The 24,022-nt window shown below is 28.6% G+C and carries 28 protein-coding genes; all 28 read right to left on the bottom strand.

Annotated elements, in window-relative coordinates; genetic code table 11:
- Window positions 1-13: 13 nt before the first annotated feature.
- On the bottom strand, window positions 14-1,186 hold the full coding sequence (locus M2214_RS05450; protein ID WP_248483582.1) for a phosphopentomutase: 1,173 nt from the start codon (window positions 1,184-1,186) through the stop codon (window positions 14-16).
- A gap of 114 nt (window positions 1,187-1,300) precedes the next feature.
- Complete coding sequence (locus tag M2214_RS05445; protein ID WP_248483580.1) at window positions 1,301-2,182, bottom strand: tyrosine-type recombinase/integrase; 882 nt, start codon at window positions 2,180-2,182, stop codon at window positions 1,301-1,303.
- Between the two features lie 15 nt (window positions 2,183-2,197).
- Window positions 2,198-2,815, bottom strand: a complete 618-nt coding sequence (locus tag M2214_RS05440; RefSeq protein WP_248483578.1) for a hypothetical protein — start codon at window positions 2,813-2,815, stop codon at window positions 2,198-2,200.
- A gap of 65 nt (window positions 2,816-2,880) precedes the next feature.
- Window positions 2,881-3,411 carry an NUDIX hydrolase gene (locus M2214_RS05435; RefSeq protein WP_248483576.1) on the bottom strand — a complete coding sequence of 177 codons (531 nt, stop codon included), beginning with the start codon at window positions 3,409-3,411 and terminating at the stop codon, window positions 2,881-2,883.
- Window positions 3,412-3,414: 3 nt separating this feature from the next.
- The gene (locus M2214_RS05430; RefSeq protein WP_248483574.1) at window positions 3,415-4,482 is read right to left on the bottom strand and encodes a DUF3866 family protein; all 1,068 of its coding nucleotides are present in this window, start codon (window positions 4,480-4,482) and stop codon (window positions 3,415-3,417) included.
- Window positions 4,483-4,494: 12 nt separating this feature from the next.
- Complete coding sequence (locus M2214_RS05425) at window positions 4,495-5,295, bottom strand: MraY family glycosyltransferase (protein WP_248483572.1); 801 nt, start codon at window positions 5,293-5,295, stop codon at window positions 4,495-4,497.
- 6 nt (window positions 5,296-5,301) lie between these two features.
- A complete protein-coding gene (locus M2214_RS05420) occupies window positions 5,302-5,988 on the bottom strand; it encodes a glycosyltransferase family 2 protein (protein ID WP_248483570.1) in 687 nt (228 codons plus the stop codon).
- Between the two features lie 14 nt (window positions 5,989-6,002).
- Window positions 6,003-6,869, bottom strand: coding sequence for a copper transporter (locus M2214_RS05415; RefSeq protein WP_248483569.1), 867 nt, complete (start codon window positions 6,867-6,869; stop codon window positions 6,003-6,005).
- A gap of 12 nt (window positions 6,870-6,881) precedes the next feature.
- Complete coding sequence (gene steA, locus M2214_RS05410; RefSeq protein ID WP_248483567.1) at window positions 6,882-8,003, bottom strand: putative cytokinetic ring protein SteA; 1,122 nt, start codon at window positions 8,001-8,003, stop codon at window positions 6,882-6,884.
- Window positions 8,004-8,655: 652 nt separating this feature from the next.
- On the bottom strand, window positions 8,656-9,468 hold the full coding sequence (gene spo0A, locus M2214_RS05405) for a sporulation transcription factor Spo0A (protein ID WP_248483565.1): 813 nt from the start codon (window positions 9,466-9,468) through the stop codon (window positions 8,656-8,658).
- Between the two features lie 86 nt (window positions 9,469-9,554).
- Window positions 9,555-10,568, bottom strand: a complete 1,014-nt coding sequence (gene spoIVB / locus M2214_RS05400) for a SpoIVB peptidase (RefSeq protein WP_248483563.1) — start codon at window positions 10,566-10,568, stop codon at window positions 9,555-9,557.
- Between the two features lie 158 nt (window positions 10,569-10,726).
- Window positions 10,727-12,409, bottom strand: a complete 1,683-nt coding sequence (gene recN / locus M2214_RS05395) for a DNA repair protein RecN (protein ID WP_248483561.1) — start codon at window positions 12,407-12,409, stop codon at window positions 10,727-10,729.
- Window positions 12,410-12,424: 15 nt separating this feature from the next.
- Window positions 12,425-12,871 carry an arginine repressor gene (locus M2214_RS05390; RefSeq protein ID WP_248483559.1) on the bottom strand — a complete coding sequence of 149 codons (447 nt, stop codon included), beginning with the start codon at window positions 12,869-12,871 and terminating at the stop codon, window positions 12,425-12,427.
- 16 nt (window positions 12,872-12,887) lie between these two features.
- On the bottom strand, window positions 12,888-13,697 hold the full coding sequence (locus tag M2214_RS05385) for a TlyA family RNA methyltransferase (protein WP_248483557.1): 810 nt from the start codon (window positions 13,695-13,697) through the stop codon (window positions 12,888-12,890).
- A gap of 15 nt (window positions 13,698-13,712) precedes the next feature.
- Window positions 13,713-15,569, bottom strand: coding sequence for a 1-deoxy-D-xylulose-5-phosphate synthase (dxs, locus tag M2214_RS05380; protein ID WP_248483555.1), 1,857 nt, complete (start codon window positions 15,567-15,569; stop codon window positions 13,713-13,715).
- A gap of 181 nt (window positions 15,570-15,750) precedes the next feature.
- The gene (locus tag M2214_RS05375; protein WP_256466707.1) at window positions 15,751-16,200 is read right to left on the bottom strand and encodes a divergent PAP2 family protein; all 450 of its coding nucleotides are present in this window, start codon (window positions 16,198-16,200) and stop codon (window positions 15,751-15,753) included.
- A 17-nt stretch (window positions 16,201-16,217) separates the two neighbouring features.
- Window positions 16,218-17,108 carry a polyprenyl synthetase family protein gene (locus M2214_RS05370; protein WP_248483553.1) on the bottom strand — a complete coding sequence of 297 codons (891 nt, stop codon included), beginning with the start codon at window positions 17,106-17,108 and terminating at the stop codon, window positions 16,218-16,220.
- Between the two features lie 3 nt (window positions 17,109-17,111).
- Window positions 17,112-17,324: an exodeoxyribonuclease VII small subunit gene (xseB, locus tag M2214_RS05365; protein ID WP_248483551.1), complete on the bottom strand. Its 213-nt coding sequence runs from the start codon at window positions 17,322-17,324 to the stop codon at window positions 17,112-17,114.
- Window position 17,325: 1 nt separating this feature from the next.
- A complete protein-coding gene (xseA, locus tag M2214_RS05360) occupies window positions 17,326-18,525 on the bottom strand; it encodes an exodeoxyribonuclease VII large subunit (RefSeq protein WP_248483549.1) in 1,200 nt (399 codons plus the stop codon).
- A gap of 2 nt (window positions 18,526-18,527) precedes the next feature.
- A complete protein-coding gene (locus M2214_RS05355) occupies window positions 18,528-19,487 on the bottom strand; it encodes a tRNA (adenosine(37)-N6)-threonylcarbamoyltransferase complex transferase subunit TsaD (protein ID WP_248483547.1) in 960 nt (319 codons plus the stop codon).
- Window positions 19,471-19,875: a transcription antitermination factor NusB gene (gene nusB / locus M2214_RS05350; RefSeq protein ID WP_248483545.1), complete on the bottom strand. Its 405-nt coding sequence runs from the start codon at window positions 19,873-19,875 to the stop codon at window positions 19,471-19,473. The genes M2214_RS05355 and nusB overlap by 17 nt, the downstream gene beginning before the upstream one ends.
- Before the next feature lie 70 nt (window positions 19,876-19,945).
- Window positions 19,946-20,311, bottom strand: coding sequence for an Asp23/Gls24 family envelope stress response protein (locus tag M2214_RS05345; RefSeq protein WP_248483543.1), 366 nt, complete (start codon window positions 20,309-20,311; stop codon window positions 19,946-19,948).
- A gap of 63 nt (window positions 20,312-20,374) precedes the next feature.
- On the bottom strand, window positions 20,375-21,079 hold the full coding sequence (locus M2214_RS05340; RefSeq protein ID WP_248483541.1) for a SpoIIIAH-like family protein: 705 nt from the start codon (window positions 21,077-21,079) through the stop codon (window positions 20,375-20,377).
- A 13-nt stretch (window positions 21,080-21,092) separates the two neighbouring features.
- Entirely contained in the window at window positions 21,093-21,650 is a 558-nt protein-coding gene (locus M2214_RS05335) for a stage III sporulation protein AG (RefSeq protein ID WP_248483540.1), read from the bottom strand.
- A 14-nt stretch (window positions 21,651-21,664) separates the two neighbouring features.
- Complete coding sequence (locus M2214_RS05330) at window positions 21,665-22,225, bottom strand: stage III sporulation protein AF (protein WP_248483538.1); 561 nt, start codon at window positions 22,223-22,225, stop codon at window positions 21,665-21,667.
- A gap of 12 nt (window positions 22,226-22,237) precedes the next feature.
- Window positions 22,238-23,392, bottom strand: a complete 1,155-nt coding sequence (gene spoIIIAE, locus M2214_RS05325; protein WP_248483536.1) for a stage III sporulation protein AE — start codon at window positions 23,390-23,392, stop codon at window positions 22,238-22,240.
- Between the two features lie 10 nt (window positions 23,393-23,402).
- On the bottom strand, window positions 23,403-23,789 hold the full coding sequence (spoIIIAD, locus tag M2214_RS05320; protein ID WP_248483534.1) for a stage III sporulation protein AD: 387 nt from the start codon (window positions 23,787-23,789) through the stop codon (window positions 23,403-23,405).
- Between the two features lie 15 nt (window positions 23,790-23,804).
- Window positions 23,805-24,008, bottom strand: a complete 204-nt coding sequence (gene spoIIIAC / locus M2214_RS05315) for a stage III sporulation protein AC (protein ID WP_330651557.1) — start codon at window positions 24,006-24,008, stop codon at window positions 23,805-23,807.
- Window positions 24,009-24,022 lie beyond the last annotated feature (14 nt).

The following is a 24,022-nucleotide window of genomic DNA, read 5'->3' as shown; positions in this document are numbered from 1 at the left end:
TTATTCCTCCTATTTATTTTAAAATTAAAGTTTTAAAGCTTTCGCCATTACTCGGCATCTCAGCTCCTAATATATCTGCAACCGTAGCTCCTATATCTGAAAATGTCGTTCTAATACCTATATTTGCTCCATTTTTTACATTCTTTCCGTATAATAAAACCGGGATATATTCACGTGTGTGATCGGTTCCCTTATATGTGGGATCGTTACCATGATCGGCAGTTAATATCAATATATCTTCATCTTTAAGGTTCTCTATAATTTCTGGAATTCTTAAATCTAATTCCTCTATAGCATTTTTATATCCCTCAACATTCCTTCTATGTCCGTATTTTGAGTCAAAATCTACTAAATTAGTAAATATAAGACCTTTATTGTCTTTTTTCATATATTCTATAGTTTGATCAACACCATCCATATTGCTCTTTGTATGAACGGCTTCAGTAATACCTTTTCCATTAAATATATCTTCTATTTTTCCAACTGCTATTACATCTTGACCTGCCATCTTTATGTTATCAAGTATTGTATCTTCATATGGATCTAGTGAAAAATCTCTTCTATTAGAAGTTCTTGTGAAGTTTCCTGGTTCTCCAACAAATGGTCTAGCTATTATTCTCGCAAGAGCATTGTCTCCCATCATCATCTCTCTTGCTATTTGACACATCTTGTATAATTCATCAAGAGATACAATTTCTTCATGAGCTGCAATTTGGAATACACTGTCTGCAGATGTGTAAACGATTACATCTCCTGTTTTCATATGTTGTTCTCCAAGTTCATCAAGGATTGCAGTTCCCGATGCTGGCTTATTACCTATAACTTTTCTTCCTATTTTACTTTCAAATTCTTCTATTACATCTTTAGGAAATCCATCTGGAAAAGTCTTAAATGGCTTATCAACTCTAAGCCCTACCATTTCCCAGTGACCTGTTGTAGTATCCTTTCCTTGAGATACCTCAGCACATTTACCAAATGATCCTATTGGAGATTCAATTTCTTCAACTTGTTCAAAGCCATCGATATTACCTATACCTAGTTTAGTTAGATTAGGTATTGCTATATTATCATATGCCTTTATTATGTTTCCTAATGTGTTAACCCCTTCATCTCCAAACTTTTGAGCATCCGGAAGCTGTCCTATACCAACACTATCCATTACAATCAACACTACTCTTTTACTCATTATTATCAACTCCTCTTTTCAGGATAAATTAATATTGTTATATTTAATTTATATTTAGATTTTAACATTGATTCAACGTGATTTCAATTATAACTTTAAATTATATTTTATCATTTATAATCTTGGATGATTTTCTTTTAACTCTTTTCGTATATTATTATCTATATGATTTAAATATATTTGAAGACTTGTTAAATTATTATTACCCAATATTTTTCCAACTACACTTAGATTTGCTCCTTTTTTGAGTAAATGTATGGCAAAAGAATGTCTCAACATAGTTGGAGTTACATTTTTATCCAAGTTTATATTTTGAGTATACTTCTTAATTATCTTCCAAAGGCCTTGTCTTGTAAATCTTTGTCCTTTTGAGTTTACAAATAAAGCTTTTTCATCTTCATTTTTTACCATTTTTATTCTAGAATCATCTAAATACTTTTGCGTATATTTTTTAGATGTATCACTAATAGGTATCGTTCTAGTATTTTTTTTATTCACACAGTTTATATAATCCATGTTTAAGTTAACATCATCTACATTAAGCTGAATCAGTTCAGAAACCTTAATTCCAGTTGCATAAAACAGTTCCAAAATAGCCTTATCTCTTATCCCTTTTGTATTTTCTAAGTTAGGTGCGTTAAGTAAAAGTTCTACCTCTTCTTGTGTTAGTATATCCATCTTCGGTCTTTCTACCTTTGGTTTTCTAATTTTTCTAGCAGGATTATTATCTGATATCCTAGTATTAAATAAAAATTCGTGAAATGATTTTATTGACGATACTATTCTAGATATTGTAGATACTGATGTATTAGATTTTTGAAGTTGTATTAAAAAGCTGAATATATCATTTTCACTAACACTAATATAATCTGCACTATTATTTTTTAAATAACTTATATATTTTTTCAAATCCGATTTATATGAAAGTATAGTATTTTGAGAAAGATTCTTATCTTTTATTATGTAATCTATATACTTGTCTATTATATTATCCATATTAAACTCCTCTGACTAAAATATTTTCTGCATTATGAATATAGATACTAAGTTTACTACGCCTTGTATTGTCACTATTACTGCAAATAGTCCTATTAAATTAATACTATATTTCAACATTAATTTTTTAATATGATTATAATTTTTAAATCTATTAGATATTTTCAAAGCATGTATTGCTTCAAAAAAATAATTAAAAGAAAAAAATATCACAAGAAATGTAAAAGGAATTATGACTATATTCTTCATAAGTATCAAAAATATCATTTTAATTGAACCACTCTTTAATACCAGTATCAATGTATTTACTGTATATCCTATTGATAATCCCTTTAAAAATACTATAACCAATACAAGTGGGCTTGTAATTACAAAAAGAGATGCTAGATACATTGATATTAAATATATAAAATCATTCTTTAAATTTAGTAAAGCTTCTCCTATTAGATTAAAATTTTGATTGTAATCACTGGTTGTCCTAGAAATAAACTCATTCATAGAAGTATCTGAAATAGAGTATATCTTGTTTAAATAAGCTCCACTTGTAACTCCTAGACTAAATAAAAATATAAATATTATCATAATTATTTTATAATTACAATTCGAGCTTGAAAATTTAAATATATTTTTCAAATTAAAACCCCCTTGTTTTTAACTTTACATAATTCTATGTTAAAAATAAGGGGTATATTACAATTTTATATCAAATCTTTCGATAGAAGTATTCCTATTATAGTTTTAGAATCCTTTATTTCATTATTTGTTACCATATCCAAAGCTTTTTGTATGTCTACACTAATAACTTCTACATATTCATCCTCATCAGGGCAGCACTCACCTTCTTGTAGATCAGTAGCTAAGTACAAGTACATTTTTTCATTAGAGAACCCAGCTGATGTATAAAATTCATTCAAAAATTTTATATTTTTAGCCTCGTATCCAGTTTCTTCTTTTAATTCTCTTATAGCACATTCTTTAGGGTCTTCTCCTTCTTCAAGTTTTCCAGCAGGAATTTCTACTAAAACCTCTTCAACTGGCTTTCTAAACTGTCTTACAAGTATTATTTCTTTTTTATCATTTATAGCTAATATAGCTACAGCACCTGGATGCTCTACAATCTCTCTTTTTTGGTATTTATGCTCTGGAAGTTCAACTGTATCCACTCTTAAGTTTATAATTTTTCCATTGTATATCATTTCTGAACTCATAGTTTCTTCTTTAAAAATCATAACCTATCCCTCCAATAGATAATAAGCAGCAGAGCTTGCCGAATTGAAAAACGCCTTATCTTCGTCATAAGACCTTCCCATACTCTTTACCCTTAAGTTAAAATATTCTAAGTCCGATTTTGTTTTATGATTATCTATATATACAACATCATGTATTTTATCTATCCCATTTTCTTTTATTTGGTTGATTACATACTCTTTATCCTTATCACACTGCATACCAATTGGAACTATAACCCTTGTATTAACTATATCTTTTAATATAGTTACAGAGTGATGACTAAGCCCAAAGTGCCTATCTCTTTTATCTGCAAAACTTATTCTAGGTATAGCTATTGGTCTTCCTTTTAATTTTTTAACAGCGTCAAGTATATTTGCTTGTTCTATACCTGTAAATCCATACTTAGTAGATGTACCTACTATACCCGGTCCCATACATACAAATACGGCATCTGCCTTTAAAACTTCTTTTGCAAGTATTAATGCTGTGTATATATTTATGCACTCATAGTCGCCTCCAAAGGCGTTCCCGATAGTTATTGTATTATCTATCAATTTATTTTTCTTTAGGTTTTGTACATTTTTGCTCAAATATATAGGAAGTGCTGCTCCGTCAGTCATTATATATACTAATTTTTTTTGTTTATCAATTCTTTTATATGATGCAGCAAATGGAACTAGCATACTGTGAAGAGTTCCTACGACAACGGGCATGTTTTCAAGTGATTTAAAATTTTTGATTTTGTCATGATATTTACTTTCTTGCTCTTCTGCTGAGAATGTTTTTACTTGAAGCGGAGTATACCTAAGCTTCATTATGTGGCCGCCTCCACTCATTTTGCTCTCTAAATTATTTAGATTCGCTATTACAAAGTGAAATCCTCCGGTTCCAAGATTAAGTTCTACAGCACTTGTATTTAATAAAACTTCATCATTAACATTTACAGAAGAATTAATTTTAGGATAGTTTATAGCCTTATGTATATTATCACCTATCTTAACCTTGAGTTCTTCCATTTCTTCAGTTTTAGATATTATATCTTGTACTACTCCAATTCTTTTACTTATCATAAGTACCCCTCTTTATCTACCTAACATATCTATATAATTCAGTAATTTATTATTCTCAATTATTTTTGTTAAAGAATACTTTTCTGTAATTATATGAATAAGCATTAATAATATTAACACGCAAAGTCTAACTATGAAGGAAAAGTTAAAAGCTATTATTATTCCTATTGATATTCCCAGCACATTAGATCCTGTATCCCCCATCATAGCATTTGCTTTTAAGTCCTCTTTAAAATACGCAAGTACATTTGACATCAAAATCATTATCATTACTTTGTGATAGTATATAGGTACAGTAAAAAGAAGTATTATTGAAATAAACAAATATCCTTTTATAGCTCTACCAGGTCTTAAGTCCAGCAAATTCATTAAGTTTGTAGACAATGCAATAAGCAATGTATTGACAACTATATCAATTATATTATTTGATATACTAACTGATATTAATAAAGCAACAAAGCCTCCAAACAGGGCTTTAAAGCCTCCTGTTGTAAGTTTGCCATTTAATAAGCTTTTAAAATGTCCTTTGAGCCCACTAACGTCTCTATTTCCTATTAGGTCATCAAGTATTCCTATAAATGCCATACTCATTATACCGAATAAGGATATATATACATCATTACTTTTGTAAAAGTATCTTAAAATAGATGAGTTTATTATAAGCATAGGTAAAAATATTATTCCAGCACATACTGGTATCAAATCTTGCCTATAATTTTTTCTTACAATATTACTTTCCATTAAAAGAGATTTAAAATAAGGAGTTATTAATAGAGTTCCTAAAAATCCAATTAAAAATACTATATAAATCAAGTCGTACTACCTCCCTAGTATTTTTTTTAGTAAAGTAATATTTATATGATAAAACTGTTTTCCTCTATGAACAAATCCCTTTAAGTCTCTTCCAGTTTCATTATGTGTCATGTTTACTAAAACTTCATTTATTTTATATCCTTTTTTTAATATATCAATAGTCATTCCAACTTCAACACCATAACCAAATGGCATTTCTTCGAAGTGTTGTAAAACTTCCTTTTTAAACACTCTTTGCCCTGATAAAGTTGAATCTAGTTCTTCACCAGTTAGCATTTTAACTCCATTTTTTGCAAGCTTTTTAACAAACCCAAAGCCACCTTTTTTCTTTGCTGGTGGAAATTTGGCAATAGTTACATCGCACTCATCGTTTAGTACAGGGTATATTAATTTCTCTATATCTCTTGATGTTTCTCCTAAATCAGCATCTAAAAATCCTATAATATCAGACTCTTGCATAGCCATTTTAAGTCCATAATTTAGAGCAAACCCTTTTCCCATATTGTTATCAAGTTTTAATGACTTTACGCAATCATATGAAGATGCTATTTCAAACGTATTATCAGTTGATCCATCATCAACTATTATTATATCATCTATGCACTTTATATCCTTTATGCCTTCTATTGTAGCTTTTATTTTATTTTCTTCATTGTAAGCAGGTATTATTATACTAATATGTTTATTATTCATAAATTAACTCCTCATTATTTAATCTCTAAAGGTGTAAATTCATCTGCAGTATCCTTTACTCCAAAGTGCCCTGTTTTTCCTTCAATAACCATAATTAATGATATTTTACCCATAACTTCATCTAAATTATCTATAGTAGATATCTTAGATTCTTTATAAAATGGAATATATGAATTTTGAGCATCTCTTCTTTCAGTTCCAAGCAGATTTACGTTGTTATCTTTAAAGTATTTAATTATATTTTTATCTACCATATTTAACTTATTCTCGTTATTTTCTAAACTTCCACCTTCAAGAATAACAGTATCTAAATTATTATACTCAAGGTTTAGAGCTTTTATCTCTATTATTCCTTTTTGGCTCATTTGATTTAGTAAATCAATATTTTTATCTACATAAGTTATTTGACATATATAATTTATCAATTCGTTCTTATCTTTTAAATTTAAGTTGAATTCTTTGTTTAATTCACCTATTTCAAATTCATTTACTAGTTTATCTTTTATAACAATATTAAATGCAACACTTCCATTAGCTTTGTTTATAATTTCTTCTACATTAGGGTAAAAATAATCTTCTGTCGTCTTAACTATACCTATATTTTTTCCTTCTAGTTTATTATCAATCACATAGCTAAATGTATTTTCTATATACTTATTTAGATTTTCATTTTCTTTTGTTGTATTTAAGATTTTGTTTTCCATCTTACTGTTTTCTTCTTTTATAAGATTGAATTTATTTTCTAAATCATCTATTATTTGAGTTTGTTGCTCATCAAATGCTCCATTGCTATTTAAGTTAAAGCCTATTAATATTCCGATTCCCAAACTTATGAAAATGGCACTTAATGTTACTATAAAATACTTCATATTTACATTCACAAAAAAACCTCCCTAAAAATCCATTAATAATTTAATTTTAATCTGCATAAGTTTTATCATCTGTTGAATAGACGGAGATAAATAGGCTACTATACAAACAGGGAAAAGAGCTGCAAGAATAAGACCCCATATGTACTTTAGCTTTAATTTACTTCTGTATAAAAGGTTAACTCCTTTTGCGTCTATTAGTTTCGAACCAATCTTAAGCCTTACTAGAAAAGTACTCGCCATTCCTTTTCTTCCTTTTTCAAGAAAATCTATCATGTTTGAATGAGTTCCAAGTGCAACTATTAATTTTGCACCGTATTCATAGGCTGTAAGCATGGCTATATCTTCGCTAGTTCCAGGTGCTGGAAATGTAGTGGCCTTAAGTCCTAGACTCTCTATTCTTTTAAGTCCTGGTGCTCTCCCATCAGGATATGCATGAACTACTAGTTCATTGCATTTTCTCAAGCACTCATCACTTATACTATCCATATCTCCAACTATCATATCTGGCGTATATCCAAATTCTAAAAGTGCATCTCCTCCACCATCAACTCCTATTAATACAGGTTTCATCTCTTCTATATATGAAATTATAGTACTTAAATCTTCTTTATAATCTTGTCCTCTTACAACAATTAATGCATGTCTTCCTTTAAATTTAGTCTTCATCTTAGGAATTTCTAAGTCTCCAAGTATAAACCCTTTTTCTTTTTTAGCGTATTCTATAGTATTTTCTATAAAATTATCTAATTCATTAGATAAATTGTCATAGCATAACTTTATTTTCTGCTTAATTGTGTCTTTGTCTAATACCTCACCTTCACCTATTAATTCATCATTTAAATACAATTTATTATCTACTATTTCAACAATATCATCTTCATTCAACCTATCAAATACTTCTTTTCCTACATTATCTAATATATATATATTTTTGTTAGTAAGTATTTGAGGTCCCTTGTTCGGATATCTACCGCTTATTGTAGTATCTGCATTTACTATAGCTTTTATTTTTCCTTCTACCAAAGAGTTAGCTGCCACCTCATCTATATCTTTATGATTTATTACAGCAATTTCTCCTCCTTTTAATCTTTTAGCTAGATTTTTGGTTTTTCTATCTATTTTTATCGGAGCCTTTAATCGCATATTTTTCCTCCTCATTTTACAAAATGCCCTTTTTAAGTTTAATTTTAAACAAATTTAATTATATCACATAACTACATCTAAATTAAATAAGTAATTAATTTTTGGTACTTTTCTATTAATTTCCAAAATTAAAAAACATCTTCTGCTATCTTTTTAATAATAACAGAAGATGTTCTTTTTATTTTATCCCAAAGCTATATAACTTAATAGATTTATATATAATAAAAAAATTCGCTTTATGCTACCGCATAGCTCATGTCGTTAAACGAGTCTTACGGGATCCGTTGCTAAAAATAGTTGATTCTGTAATGCTTTCAGCAATGTTATCTACTACTTAAAAATTATATAATTTCCTCTTCAGAAAAAAGTAGGATTTTTCTCCTACTTGTATAGTTGTTTTTTTTACTATCTTTCAGATGCAAAAGTCAATGCTCCAAATAATCCCTCTAGTTCAGACAGTTTGAAAGATATGCTTTTTTCTTTAAATAAATCCGTTCTGCAATATCAATCACCGCCTTTAATCGACTACTTGTTATAAAGTTCTAAAATTCGATATGATAAGTTTCGCTTTCCCATTTACATAAAAAAACACCTCATGTTTATTGATTTGATAAAATCAATAAACATGAGGTGTTTATAGGTCTAAAGTGCTCTATCTTGCTGCTTTATGCTCAAGTCTTAATTTATCTGCAACCATTGCGATAAATTCAGAATTTGTTGGCTTTCCTTTTGTATTGTGAACTGTATATCCAAATAATTGATTTATAGTATCAACCTTTCCTCTGCTCCAAGCTACTTCTATAGCATGTCTTATCGCTCTTTCAACTCTTGATGGAGTAGTGTTGAATATCTTGGCTATATTAGGATATAACTCCTTAGTAACAGCACTTAAAAGTTCTACATTATCTATTACCATGTTTATAGCTTCTCTTAAATATAAATACCCTTTGATATGAGCTGGCACTCCTATTTCATGTATTATATTTGTTATTTCAGCTTCTATATTTCCTGTACTTTTTACAAACTCTGTTTTAACAGTTTTAAATGTTGTTAATGGCTTATTATTATCAAGTATTGATACATTTCTCTGTCCAACCAATTCTCTTATCCTATTTATAAATACGCTAAAATCAAAAGGCTTAACTATATAATAATCAGCTCCTAAATTTATAGCTCTTTGAGTTATTTTATCTTGTCCTACAGCAGATAAAACTATTATTTTTGGCATTTTCTTAATATCCATACTATTTAATTTTTCTATAACTCCAAGACCATCAAGATGAGGCATTATTATATCTAATATTAGTAAATCAGGTTGTTTTTCTGACACTAGATCAAGTGCCTCAATACCATCCTTAGCTATCCCTAATATCTCTATATCATCTTCATTTTGCAAATATTCCTTTAATATTTGGCAAAAATCCTTATTATCATCCGCTATTATTAATTTTATTTTTTCTTTCACAGAATTACCCCCCAATAAAAATTATTATATTCATACAAGTTAACTAATTCGACATCTGTATTTAATTTCCTTTAATTTATTTTAATTTATTTCAACATCCAATCTATAAATATGGCATACCCTTTTTTTGGGTCATTGACAAATACATGTGTTATAGCTCCTATTATTTTGCCATTTTGTATTATCGGCGCTCCACTCATTCCTTGGACTATTCCACCTGTATAGTTAATCAGATCTTTATCTACTATTTCAACCACCATACTTTTAGATTTTGGCTTGTTTTGGTTAGATATCTTTTTTATTTTTATTTTGTATTTTTTTATTCTATTATTTTCATCAGGAAATAGTATATAAGCATCTCCTTTTTTAACTTCATAATAATGACCAATTTCTATAGGTTTTAAATTATCCCATCTATATTCATTATTCATTACACCCCTTATACCAAAATCATCATTATGATCGAATTCTCCCATTATATTTTCTTTGTCAAAATCTCCTATTATTTCACCTGGTACTCCAGCTATCCCTTTTTTGACGCCTGTTTTTTTAGGCTTATATAAAACCCCATTTTTTACTTCTATTATGCTTCCCGTATCCACATCTGTTATTCCATGACCTAGAGCATAAAATTCCTTAGTTTTAGGATTATAGCAAGTTAAGGTTCCTATACCAGCTATTTTATCTCTTACCCATACTCCTATTTTGTAAGCATTATCTTTATCATTTTTATACAATTTTACATATTGGGATATATACTTGCCATCTCTTTTTATGGTCATCTTCATAGAATCTTTTTTTATATTATTTGTAATATCTTCTATATCCTGTGCTTTATTTACTTCTTTTCCCTCTATTTTGACTATTATATCTCCTATTTTTATATTTCGATCTTTATATTTTAAATAATTTTCATCTATTCCTATAACTAATACTCCTTTGGTGTCTAACTTTATTCCAGCTATATTCCCAAGTGGAATTAATTCTAATTTATTTTGATCAAAGGCTTGTGAGATTAAATTAAAAGATGTAAAACTTGTTAATACTACAGATAAAATTAATATTAAAATTAAAAATTTTCTCTTGGAAATTTTAGCCATATTTATCACTTCCTTAATGTCATTTTAATATTAATTTTCCTAAAATCGAGTTTTTATATCCTCCACAAATAATTATAATATTGTAAAAAATTCGCATTCTGATAAAATCACAATTAAAAAATGATGCTTATAAGCATCATTTTTTAATTGTTTCAGATTTATTTATTTTTAGCTATTTCTAAAATTTCTTTCGCATGTTCTATTGTTTTTTCCGTTATATTTGATCCAGATATCAGTCTTGCTATTTCTTTTATCTGTTCTTTTTGGTTTAATTTCTCTATTTTTGTATAAGTTCTGCTTTCTTGTATAACTTTTTCTATTCTAAAATGCGAATTTGCATTTACTGCTATCTGAGGCAAGTGAGTTATACTTATAACTTGTTTTTTATGAGATATATTCTTTAATTTTTTTCCTACTATTTCTGCTGCTATTCCACTTATACCTGTATCTATTTCATCAAATACAAGCGTATTAACTTTATCTATATCAGATAATATTGTTTTAAATGCAAGCATAAATCTTGACATCTCACCACCAGATGCAACTTTATATATAGGCATCAAATCTTCTCCTATATTGAAAGATATCATAAATTCTATAATATCTTTTCCAGTTGAAGAATAGTCTTGTTTATGACTAAAATCAACTTTAAATACAACATTTTTCATATTTAAAGATTGGAGTTGTTTACATATGTCAGATTCTAATTTATTTGCAATTTCTTTTCTTATACAAGTTATTTTTTCACTTTTTTGATTTAATAACTTTTCAATTTCTTCCAATTTTTGCTTCAATTCTATAAGCTTTTCATCTCTATTCTCTATATCTTCCAGCCTTTGTATTATTTTGTCTTTATATTCTAAAATTTCTTCTATAGAATTACCATATTTTCGTTTTAGATTATTTATTGTATCTATTCTTATTTCTATGTCATCAAGGCTTTTAATATCAAAATCTATATTATCTTTATAATCTCTTATATCTTTTGATATATCTTGAAGAGTATACATAATTTCTTCTAATGAAGAATGAAATTGTTCTAATTTATCATCTATATCTACAACACTTTTTAAATCGTGAATACCTTTAGATACTAAATCAAATGCATTGTAATTTGATTCATATAAATTTAAATATGAGTTATTTAAGCTTGTATATATTTTCTCGCTATTTCTATGTATTTCTCTTTCTTTTAAGAGCTCTTCATATTCTCCTATAGTCAAATTAGCTTCTTCAATTTCTTCTATTTGAAATTTCAAAAGATCTATTTCTCTTGCTATTTGAATATCATCTTTATTCTCAGTCAATGAATTTATTTCTTTTTTCAAATCAAAATACTCGTTATATATATCTAGATATTCTTTTTTTGCAGGTTCAATTTTTTGGTGTCCGTATATATCTAAAAATTCGATGTGCTTATCTTTATTAAAAAGAACCTGGTTTTGATGTTGACTATGTACATCTACTAATAAAGATCCTATTGTTTTTAAAAAAGATATTCTTACATTTCTTCCATTTACCCTACTTATATTCTTTCCATCGCTGTATATTTCTCTTGATATTATCAAATTATCATCTAGAGATGCATCTATTCCATATTCTAATAATTCTTTGATAACTTTTTCATTTGTAACATTAAAAGTAGCCTCTACAAGGCCTTTATCCGTTCCTTTTCTTACAAATGATTTATCGTATCTTCCACCTAGACAAAGATTAAGAGCGTCTATTATTATAGATTTACCAGAACCAGTTTCTCCAGTTAATATGTTAAATCCTTCTTCAAAATCTATTCTAATTTCTTCTGCTAATGCAAAATTCTTTATATACATCTCAAGGATCACGATAATCCCCCTTATCTATATTAGCTTTCTAAATCTACTTTTTATAATATCTACATCATCTGTGCTTTTCAGCAGTATAAATACAGTATCAATACCTGCTATTGTCCCTACTACTTCTTTAATTTCTAACTGATCTACTGCTTTTGCAACTAATTGTGCAGATCTAGGAATAGTCTTTAAGCATACAATATTTTCAGCTGAATCAATCCCTACTAATAGTTCTTTCAACAACCTTATAAGTCTGTCAGAGGATCCTTTTTCTTCTTTTTTAAGTGCTGCATACTTATAGTTTCCATCTTTTGTTAGAACCTTGACCAGTTTTAAGTCCTTTATATCCCTTGAAACTGTAGCTTGAGTAACGTTCATTCCATGATCTCTAAGCTTTTGTGCAAGCTCATCTTGAGTCGTTATATCATTGCTTTCAATTATTTCTAATATTTTATTATGCCTTGATATTTTCAACTTTAAATCCTCCTAATTACAGTTTTTGATGAGAATCTTCTACTACTTTCAAAATTGTTTCATCATAGTTTAATTCACTTTTTTCGTTTAAATCACTACTTTTCTTTATATGAAGTAAGTATTCTATATTTCCTTCTGGACCTTTTACAGGAGAATAGTCTAAGTTTAGTATATCAAATCCATTTTGATGTACAAAATCTGTTATTCTTTTAATTACATCTATGTGAGTTTGTTTTTCTCTAACTACTCCTTTTTTACCAACCTTTTCTCTACCAGCTTCGAATTGTGGTTTTATAAGTGCTACTATTTCTCCATTTTCTTTAAGTAACTCTTTTGCCTTTGGTATAACAAGTCTTAAAGATATAAAGGATACGTCTATAGATGCAAAATCAGCGTATTCTCCTAAATCATCTATTTCAACATGTCTTATGTTAGTTCTTTCCATACATATAACTCTATCATCTTGTCTTAATTTCCATGCTAGCTGACCGTATCCAACATCTATAGAAAATACTTTTTTAGCTCCATTTTGAAGCATACAATCTGTAAATCCTCCTGTAGATGAACCTATATCTAGACATACCTTATCTTCTACATCTACGTCAAAATTTTTAATTGATTTTTCAAGCTTTAATCCGCCTCTGCTCACATAAGGTATAAGTTTTCCCTTTATTGTTATATCACACTCTTCTTTTACTATAGTTCCAGGTTTATCACATCTTTGACCGTCTACAAATACAAGACCTGCCATTAATGATTTTTTAGCTCTTTCTCTGCTTTCAAAATGTCCTTTTTCAACTAATAAGATATCTATTCTTTTTTTCATGATTTATTACCTTTCTTATTTGATTTCTTGTATTATTTTTTGTGCTATTTTTGGTGCTGATAACCCATACTTATCGTAAAGTATGTCTACATTTCCATGTTCTATAAATTTATCTTCAAATCCTATATTTATAAGTTTTCCTTTATATCCAAGCTTTGATAAATAACAAGATATACTACTTCCAAATCCTCCAATTAAAACATTATCCTCAACAGTTATTATATAATCATATTCTTTGTGTATATCTTCTAGCATCTTATAATCTAAAGGTTTTAAAAACCTTCCATTTATTACGGTTATATTTATTCCTCTTTCTTTTAATATATCATAGCACGTTAAACAGGTCTTTACCATAGCTCCGATACCTATCAATGCAACCTTGCTACCTTCTTTTAGCACGTCCCATTTTCCAATATTTAACTTGTAATCTTTTTTATCATACTTAAAAGCTTCGCCTCGTGGATATCTTATAGCGACAGGAGAGTTTATTGTTCTTGATAGTTCTAACATTTTTTCAAGCTCGTATTTATCCATTGGCGCCATAACAGTTAAGTTAGGTATAGAGTTTAGATAACTTAAATCAAATACTCCATGGTGAGTTTCTCCATCAGCACCAACAATTCCACCTCTATCAAGCAGTAAAGTTACAGGAAGATTTCCAAGAGCAACATCGTGTATTATTTGATCATATCCTCTTTGAAGGAATGTCGAGTATACCGCAAAATATGGTTTTATCCCATTAGCTGCAAGACCACTTGCAAATGTAACTGCATGTCCCTCTGCTATTCCTACATCAAAGAACCTTTCTGGATATATGTTTTGAAATTTAGAAAGACCTGTTCCAGATGGCATTGCAGCTGTTATAGCAGCTATATTCTTATCTTTAGAAGCCATTTCAATCATTTTTTCTCCTACTACACTTGAGTATGTCTCTTTAGAGCTTTTTTGAATTCCCTCTTTGATATCAAATGGACTTACCCCATGATACTTTTCTGGTTCATTTTCAGCAAATCTATAACCTTTTCCTTTTTTCGTAATTATATGAACTATAGAAGGCCCTTTAAATTTTTTTATCGTTTTAAAAGTTCGAATAAGCTCTTCAATATCATGTCCATCTATTGGTCCAAAATATTTTATACCCAACTCCTCAAATAAAGCACCTGGACTTACAATGTATCTTAAGCTGTCTTTTATTTTATCTGCAGTCTTATATACCGTATCTCCGATCTTAGGTATATAATTAGTTATATTTTCAAATTCCATCTTCATCTTATTATAAGCTCTGTTAGTTCTAAGCTTTAATAAATAATTAGACATACTTCCAACATTTTTATCTATAGACATTTCATTGTCATTTAATATTACAGTCATATTTGTTTGAGTGTGTCCTAAATGATTAAGTGCTTCAAATGCCATTCCTCCAGTTAAAGCCCCATCTCCTATTACAGATACAACTTCGTAATCTTCTTTCTTTATATCACGCGCCATAGCAAGACCAAGGCCTGCTGATATAGAAGTTGAACTATGTCCTGTATCAAATGCATCATGTTCACTTTCATTTCTCTTAGGGAATCCACTGAGTCCATTGAATTTTCTAAGAGTTTCAAATTCACCTGTTCTTCCTGTAATCATTTTATGTACATAAGCTTGATGTCCTACATCCCAAACAATTTTATCCTTTGGTGTTTCAAATATATAATGAAAGGCAAGAGTTAATTCTACTATACCTAAATTAGAAGCCAAATGTCCACCCGTTTTAGATACAGATCTTACCAAGAACTTTCTTATTTCATTTGTAAGTTCATTAAGTTCTTTTATGTTCATTTTCTTTAAATCTTCAGGATTATTTACATTGTATAAATATTTATACATAACTTCATCCTACTTTCTAAAATTATTTTTAAATATATAAATATACCCTAGTATTTTCTCCAACAGCTAATATTTTAAAAATATATTAGGTTTAGATAAGCTATTACTAGGATATATACCTGTATCATATGTTTAATATTTATTTTCAACCTGCACATTATAGCATATTGAAAAATCATTTTTAAACCATTATATTAGCTATTACAATACCTAGTAATGCTCCCGCTAAAACTTCTACAGGCGTATGACCTACAAGTTCTTTTAACCTTTTTTCATTGAAGATATCTTTTCTATGTTCTTGTATATCTTCTATCATTTTATTAAGTATCTTAGCTTGCTTGCCAACAGCTCTTCTAACTCCAGATGCATCGTACATTACTATTAAAGCAAATACAAGCGCCATGGCAAACTCCAATGATTCATATCCTCTTTGTATTCCTGTAGCTGTTGCTAAACTTGTAACGAATGACGAATGAGAACTTGGCATACCTCCTGAACCCACAAACCTTGAAACATCTATCTTTTTATCAAATATGAAAGTCAGTATGACCTTTAATATCTGAGCTACAAACCAAGACATAAAGCACACTGCAAAAGTTTGATTGTTTAAAATCCCCTCGATAAAAGTCACTTAACGTCCTCCTTAAATTAGCATTCTCTGTCTATAATGTAATCAGCTAAACAATTTAAAAACTCATTTTTTCCATCAAAATCAGATATATATTTCTTAGCATCAATTATAAGATTTCTAGCCATATCCCTTGATTTATCAATGCCAAATAGTGAAGGATATGTAGACTTATTGTTTTCTAAATCACTTCCAACATCTTTGCCTAGTTTTTTTTCATCGCCCACTATATCTAATATATCATCTACAATCTGAAAAGCAAGACCTATATTCTTAGCATAATTTGTTATATTTTCAAGTTCCTTGTCATTTGCTCCCCCAATTATAGCTCCAGCTCTCATAGACCCTATAATCATAGCAGATGTCTTATTCATATGTATAAAATCAAGTGTATCCTTATCTATTTTTTTATTTTCGCTTTCAAGATCTACAATCTGACCTGCGATCATACCTTTAACTCCTGCAGCTTTAGCTATTTCATTCATAGCTTTTATATATTTATAACTATTTTTTTCATTTTTTAAAGAGTGCTCAAGCATTATTTCAAATGAATAATTCAAAAGCCCATCTCCAGCTAAAACAGCTATGCCTTCTCCGAACACCTTGTGATTTGTAGGCTTTCCTCTTCTTAAATCATCATCATCCATAGCAGGTAAATCATCGTGTACGAGAGAGTATGTATGAATCATCTCCATAGCACATGCAAAAGGTATACTGTCTTCTATATCAGAATTAAATAAAGCCATGCTCTCCATTAAAAGTATAGGTCTAAGCCTTTTACCTCCTGCATCTAAGCTATATTTCATAGCTTCAAATAAAGTTTTTTGATATGCATTCATATCAGGTATGTAACTTTGTAATCTACTTTCAATATATACTTTCTTATCTTTTAATGCTGATTTAAAATCCATTTTTTATACCTCCTCAATATCAACTTCTATTTCTTCTAAAGTATCATTTGAAAACCTAGTTATCTTAAGTTCAGCTGATTCTAACAAATTATTGCAATGTCTATACAATCTTATACCTTCTTCATAAAGATTTAAAGACTCATCTAAAGATATAGTTTCTTCCTCTAAGCTTTTAATAATTTCTTGTAACCTTTTATATGCAATCTCATAATTCATACTAATCTACCTCTTTTATATTCTGTATTTTACAATTTACACAGGCCTTTTCAAATAGTACATTTATATTATCTCCAAGCTTCAAATCCTTAGGATTTTTAACTAGTTTATCATCTTTTTCAACTAAAGTATATCCTCTAGACATTACTGACAAAGGGCTTAAATTGTTTAAATTCTGCCCTATATAATCAAGCTCATTTCTAGTTAAAATAAGCTTTTTATTAATAGCATTTTCAATATCCTTTAAACAATTATTTGTACCTATAAGCCTGTTCTTTATTATTTCTTTATAATTAATATCAATATCCTTATTTGTATTATCCAAATCTTTTTTATATGTATATACTTTGTTTTTAAATATTTTATTCATTCTATCCTTAGATATATCAAGTCTATCTCTTATATCTATATAAGACGGAACAGCTATTTCAGCTCCAGCTGATGGAGTAGGAGCTCTAAGATCTGATACAAAATCCGCTATTGTAAAATCTGTTTCATGTCCTACTGCACTTATTATAGGTATTTGTGATGTGAATATACTTCTTGCAACCTTTTCTTCATTAAAAGACCATAGTTCTTCTATTGAACCTCCACCTCTAGCTAATATTATAACATCTATAAATTCTCTTTTGTTCAAAAAATCAATAGCATGAACTATATCATCTGCTGATTTATCTCCTTGAACCAAAACAGGGTATATCTTAATATTCACCTTAGGATATCTTCTAGATATAACATTTATAATATCCCTAAGTGCTGCTCCTGTTAAAGATGTAATAATCCCTATATTATGAGGCATACTCGGTATCTTCTTTTTATATTTTGGATCAAATAAGCCTTCATTTTGAAGGTTTTCTCTAAGTTTTGCAAACTCTATATGTAAATTCCCAACTCCTTCAACATCGATTGAATTTATGTAAAGCTGATAACTTCCATCTTTTTCATATAACGATATATACCCAGATGCTCTTACTTCAAGACCTTCCTTTAAATTTAAATTTTTAGGAACATTGCTTTTGAATATAACACAGTTTATCTTCGATTTATTATCCTTTAAAGACATATATACATGTCCACTTGTATGGACTTTTAAATTAGATACTTCCCCTTTCACCTTTAAATTATACAATATAGGGTCATTGGTAAGAATCCTCTTTATATAAGAACTAACTTCACTGACAGAAAGAGCCTTTAACTTCATAATTATACCTCACTTAAAAATCTATTAACCCCAATAATGCCTGATCCTATGGCATTATCCTTTGCAAAACTAGGTTTTGTAAAAAAAGCATTTATTTTATTATTACTTAGCTTATCTATCATATTACAAGATATATATTCACTAGAAGACACTCCTCCAACAAATAGTACATCTTTTATATTGTATTTATCGCTTAAATAAATAATTGATTTATATATAGAGTCTAAAATGGAGTTTAAAATTACTTTAGATATATATTCGTTAGAGTAATCATCTATTATAGAAAATATTTGATTTTCAACACCTGAAAAATTAATATATCCTTCTTTAGATGATATCTTCAAATTATGGACATCAACACTACATTTTAATGCATTTTGATCTAAATACTTTCCACAAGGAAATTCATATCCAAGCTTTACTCCTACTCTATCTATAAGTTGTCCAGCACTTATGTCCTTAGTGGCACCTACTATTTCTATATCGTATCCATCTAACTTTCTATTTACTAGTAGTATTTCCGTAGTTCCTCCAGACATATGTATGCATAAAAATCTATCTTTATCTATATTGGTATCATAAAAAGCTGACTCTATATGGCACTCTTGATGCGACGTTTCGTATAATTTTGCATTTAATACAGAAGATATAGTTTTTGCAAATTTATAGCCACAACCAAATACAGGCATATATGATCCTTCAATGGGTCTTGGTTTTGAAGATACACACAATCCAACAATATCATAATCTTTAATTCTATTTTTTAAATCCCCGAACATATCACCCAAATTATTTACGTGTTGAAAAAAAGCATCCGACTGTCTAAGTCCTCTATTCCCATTCTTAACTTTTAACATCTTCTTTTCATTTATTATTATCTCTTTATTTAAATTTATAGCTGCTATAGATGTCGTATAGCAGCTTGTGTCTATTCCTAAAATTATTTTATTTTTGCATATCATTTATTACACTTCCCAATAATCCATTTATAAACTTAGTAGATTCATCATCAGAATATCTCTTGGCAAGTTCTATACCTTCATTTATAGCTACCTTAAATGGAATATTGTCAATATATTTTATCTCAGCTATAGCAACTCTTAATATACTAAGGTCTACCTTAGCTATTCTATTTATTTTCCATTTATTAGAATGAGTACTTATAACAGAATCTATATCTTCTTTATTTTCTATAAATATATTTCCTAAATCAACTAGGTATTGGCTATCAAAGTTTTCATGAGAATGTTCTTGAATAAATTCTTCAACTTTCTCGCTAGTATATTCTTTAGTCATATCCATTTGATAAACCATTTTCATTCCTAATTCTCTACTTATCTTTCTGCTCATTACAAACCTCCTAAATATTATATACACAAAACTAACCCTCTGATTATTCAGAGGGTTAATATTCTTCCTATTAACTATTCTCTTCAATTTTTTCTTTCTTAAAAGTAATTCCTTGAATGTGAACATTGACTTGAGCTACATTTAATCCAGTCATAGTTTCAATAGTTGTCTTAACATTTTCTTGTATTTTCCATGATACATCTGGTATAACAACACCATATTCTATCATTACGAATACATCTATGAATACTTCGTCTTCTTCTACTACGACTTTAACACCTTTAGATAAATTCTTTTTACCTAAAATTTCTGTTATATTCCCTGTAATGCTCCCACTCATAGCTGCTACACCTTCTATTTCAGAAGCAGAAATTCCTGATATAGTAGCAATTACATCTTCAGATATTTTTACTTGGCCATATTCTTTATTTTCCAAAGGTACACCTCCAAAGTGTTAAATTATACTTTAATTATACCAAATGGGAATAAATTTTACAAACTATCTTTTATATTCCATTATTTTTATATCTTCAAAAGGAAGTTTTGTTTGATTGTATACCACATCAAATATTTTTGCAACGTCGTCTTTATTTAATTTTTCTCTATCAACTACTACGCTTGCACCATTTTCGCTAACATATGCTACTGGGTTTTCAAATCCTTTAGCAGTAAGTAAATTTTCTATATTAAGCTCTGCTTCTCTAAATTTAACTAAATTTAGCTTCATATTAGATGCCTCTTCTATTGCCTTTTCACTAGCACCTTGGTTTTTAACTATTGAATCTAGTTCTTCTATTAATGCCCCTCTTTCCTTCTCTCTATTCATTTTTATATCAATAAAATATGTATCCTTTTGCATATTCTCTTTTGATGCCATTTCTTTTGTTATATTTGCAGTTGTTTCTTTAACCTTTTCCTCAGCTTCATTTTTATTGCTATCCACAACCGTTATTTCCTCAGAATCTGCGTTAGCATCTAAATTTTCGTTGGCTGTTTCTTTAACCTGTTCTTGATCTACATCTACATTTTCATTCTCAGATAAAAGCATTTCTTCGTATTCTTGAAGATCACTAGATGTTTCAAGCATGTGCTGTTTGCTAAATTGGTAATTAACAGTACATACAACTACTAACATAAATACTAATACACATACAACAAAATTTCTGCTTTTTAAAAACTTCTTATTAAATTTCTTGAACTTCATAACTTAATCCCCCTTATTTGTTTTTTGGATAAACCTCTATTTTATGGCTAGATACCTGAAGTACTGTTTTGACAGCATCATATAGTCTTTGTTTTACTACAGTATCTTCTGCACCATCGGCTACAACTATAACCCCTCTAACTTGTGGTTCTATAGATTTTAATAATATAGGTTCATTTCCCTGATTATTATTTTTTGTTACTATAGTCTGAGTTTTGTTTTCTGTTGTTACAACCCTCCTTCCTCCAGTTGAGTCATTCTCCTGTGTTGTCTCTGTTGCCACTGTTTCATTAAAAGCGGGCTCTAGTTCTCCATTAGTCTCAAATGTTATCATTACCTTTACTGACTCTACCCCCTGTATATTGCTTAATATTTTTTCAAGCCTATCTTCTAACTCATCTTCTTTGGTAACTATTGTTCCTCTACTAGACTCACTTTTATCAACTAGATTTGCATTTGGATAATCTTTATCTGCATTATGATCAAATATACCAGAAACACTCACAAGGAGTATTAATGATATTATTATTGCAGCTAAAATGGTGTATATTCTCTTTTTATCAAGATTCATCTTCATCCCTCACATTAGTTAATTTTTATTTTTTCAATAGATATTTTGAAAATTTTGTTCAAATCTTCTTTTATATTTTTATGCTCAATATTTTTAAGTTCGTTAAAAGCTTGCTTATAATTTTCGTTCTCTTTTAATTGTATTTTTTCTTTAGCCTCATTATTACTATTTTCACTAGTTTTTAAATCTTTTATAATTAATTTTTTTTCTCCATCCTCATCAGTCTCTATATCAGTTAATTCATATCCAGATTCCTCTAATTTCATATTTATACTCTGCTTTAAATAATTATCGTAATTAGACATGATTTCTTCTTCATCTATCGAGTTTTTAGTTATAAGCTCCTGATTGTATTCATATTGAAATTCATTAAACTGTTTTAGCATTTGATCCTCTATATTCATATCTTTTGAAACTGCATTTAAAACAGGTGTTATAACTATAAATATGAATATAAAGTTTAGAACTATATTTATGTATTTTTTAAAGCTTCCCGTAGGTATTAATATGTCTATAACATTTATAACAAATGCAGCAATCAATATACTACTTATCCATTGTTTTATAGCATTCATAAAGACTTCCTCCTACATTCTCGTTACATTTCCAATAGATGCAAGTATTGCTATTGTTATAAAGAACATTATTCCAACAGCAACAACTGAAGATAAAATTATTATCATAAGATTTGCCATTTCATTTAAATATGTAGATATACTATCATCAGATATAGGTTCTACAATTATAGATGAGAACTTATAAACAAGTATAATAGACACTATCTTAAATATTGGGATTAAGCATATACCTATTAGTATTACAAGTGCTGCTGCTCCTAATACACTTTTTAATAAATATGATGATGAAAGAAGTATTTCTATAGAATCAGATACAAACCCTCCTACAACCGGAATAAAATCAACAGCAAATTTAATAGTCTTTATAGAAAATTTATCAAACGAAGTAACGTATATTCCTTGAATAGATATTATCCCAAGGTATATAGTTAGCAAAAAGCCTACCGTAAATATGCTTATCTGTTTAGTAAAGTTGTATAACCTCTTAAGGTTTATATTGCTCGATATATTGTTTATTATAAGTATCGAAAATGAAAGTGCCATTATCACCATCAAAAATGTTTTAAACACTATATTTATAAAAACTATACCTCCTAGAAATATGGGGCTTAAAGATGCTGAAGTAACAGGAAATCCTAGAGTTACTAAAAAAGCCATTTCAATAGGAATTGCTATTTGCATAAAATTAACCATATTATCTATAGTGACTCTGGCTATTTCAAGAACATCTTTATATCCGATAAATGTTATTGATATCAATAGTACAAAAACTGTATAGTTTGATACCTTACTTATAGCCGTTCCTGAAAATGAATTATCTAAATTTTTAAGTATTGCCGATATCAATGATAAAATTAATACAGTAATTAAAATTTTAAAATTAAATTTAATTTCTTTAAATAAATAATTTTTTACTTGTCCTTTATCTATTATGTCTAATATGTTTTTTTCACCCTTCATAACATCCATAATAAAACTTTTCAAATTAATATTCTTAAATACTTGCTCATTTTCAAAAGTTTTTTGAAGCCTATCAATTTGAATAGTTTTTAATTGGTTGTCTATGTACTTATTTATATCCCCTTTTGAGTCATTTTGTGCATATGCCAGATTTGTCATTAAAAAAAACATAATTAAAACTCCAACAAACACTCTTCTTTTCATAAGTAATCTCCTAAGGAATAATATTTACTATCGTATTAAGTATTGATAAAAGTATAGGAAAAGATAGTGTAAGTATTATTACTTTTCCACCAAATTCAAGCTTAGTAGCTATAGCTCCTTCCCCACTGTCTTTACACATTTGAATAGCAAATTCCATCAAATACGATATCCCTACTATTTTTATTATTGTAGAAAAATACATATGGCTTATATTTATTTTCTTAGTCAAATCATTTATACAGTTTATTACGTAATTTATCTTGTATATAGATACAGTAAATATAGCAACTCCTGTAATCAATGCTATAGCCATGCTTATCTCTGGTCTTTCTTTTTTAAATAATACAGATAGTATAGTTCCAATAAATGCCACTGCAATTAATTTCGTAAATTCCAACTTACCACTTCCCTTTTAATAAAGATTAAACATAGTCTTTACAGCATTAAATAAATTACTAATTTCTTTTATAACCATCATAAGTACAAGCACAACCCCTGTAAGATTTGCAATATAAGCCCATTCATCTTTACCAGCCCTAGTTAAGACAGTATGCAGTATAGATAAAAGTATGCCTATACCTCCTATCTTAAAAATCAAATCCACATTTATTCCCATAAAATTTCCCCCTT

Source organism: Tepidibacter aestuarii, from assembly GCF_934924865.1.
GTDB classification, from domain to species: domain Bacteria; phylum Bacillota; class Clostridia; order Peptostreptococcales; family Peptostreptococcaceae; genus Tepidibacter_A; species Tepidibacter_A aestuarii.
Note: the sequence above shows the minus strand (reverse complement) of the source record. Positions and strands in the feature narration are given on the sequence as shown.

Bases quoted from the DNA above. Each gene is read 5' to 3' on its own strand.
- M2214_RS05385 (WP_248483557.1), bottom strand. From the start codon at position 13,697: ATGAAAAAAAGAATAGATATCTTATTAGTTGAAAAAGGACATTTTGAA.
- M2214_RS05355 (WP_248483547.1), bottom strand. From the start codon at position 19,487: ATGATATGCAAAAATAAAATAATTTTAGGAATAGACACAAGCTGCTAT.
- M2214_RS05445 (WP_248483580.1), bottom strand. From the start codon at position 2,182: ATGGATAATATAATAGACAAGTATATAGATTACATAATAAAAGATAAG.
- M2214_RS05435 (WP_248483576.1), bottom strand. From the start codon at position 3,411: ATGATTTTTAAAGAAGAAACTATGAGTTCAGAAATGATATACAATGGA.
- xseA (WP_248483549.1), bottom strand. From the start codon at position 18,525: ATGAAGTTAAAGGCTCTTTCTGTCAGTGAAGTTAGTTCTTATATAAAG.
- spoIIIAC (WP_330651557.1), bottom strand. From the start codon at position 24,008: ATGGGAATAAATGTGGATTTGATTTTTAAGATAGGAGGTATAGGCATA.
- steA (WP_248483567.1), bottom strand. From the start codon at position 8,003: ATGCGATTAAAGGCTCCGATAAAAATAGATAGAAAAACCAAAAATCTA.
- M2214_RS05420 (WP_248483570.1), bottom strand. From the start codon at position 5,988: ATGAATAATAAACATATTAGTATAATAATACCTGCTTACAATGAAGAA.
- M2214_RS05340 (WP_248483541.1), bottom strand. From the start codon at position 21,079: ATGAAGTTCAAGAAATTTAATAAGAAGTTTTTAAAAAGCAGAAATTTT.
- M2214_RS05330 (WP_248483538.1), bottom strand. From the start codon at position 22,225: ATGAATGCTATAAAACAATGGATAAGTAGTATATTGATTGCTGCATTT.
- nusB (WP_248483545.1), bottom strand. From the start codon at position 19,875: ATGAGCAGAAAGATAAGTAGAGAATTAGGAATGAAAATGGTTTATCAA.
- xseB (WP_248483551.1), bottom strand. From the start codon at position 17,324: ATGAATTATGAGATTGCATATAAAAGGTTACAAGAAATTATTAAAAGC.
- M2214_RS05450 (WP_248483582.1), bottom strand. From the start codon at position 1,186: ATGAGTAAAAGAGTAGTGTTGATTGTAATGGATAGTGTTGGTATAGGA.
- dxs (WP_248483555.1), bottom strand. From the start codon at position 15,569: ATGTATAAATATTTATACAATGTAAATAATCCTGAAGATTTAAAGAAA.
- M2214_RS05430 (WP_248483574.1), bottom strand. From the start codon at position 4,482: ATGATAAGTAAAAGAATTGGAGTAGTACAAGATATAATATCTAAAACT.
- spoIIIAE (WP_248483536.1), bottom strand. From the start codon at position 23,392: ATGAAAAGAAGAGTGTTTGTTGGAGTTTTAATTATGTTTTTTTTAATG.
- M2214_RS05370 (WP_248483553.1), bottom strand. From the start codon at position 17,108: ATGGATTTTAAATCAGCATTAAAAGATAAGAAAGTATATATTGAAAGT.
- spoIVB (WP_248483563.1), bottom strand. From the start codon at position 10,568: ATGGCTAAAATTTCCAAGAGAAAATTTTTAATTTTAATATTAATTTTA.
- M2214_RS05335 (WP_248483540.1), bottom strand. From the start codon at position 21,650: ATGAATCTTGATAAAAAGAGAATATACACCATTTTAGCTGCAATAATA.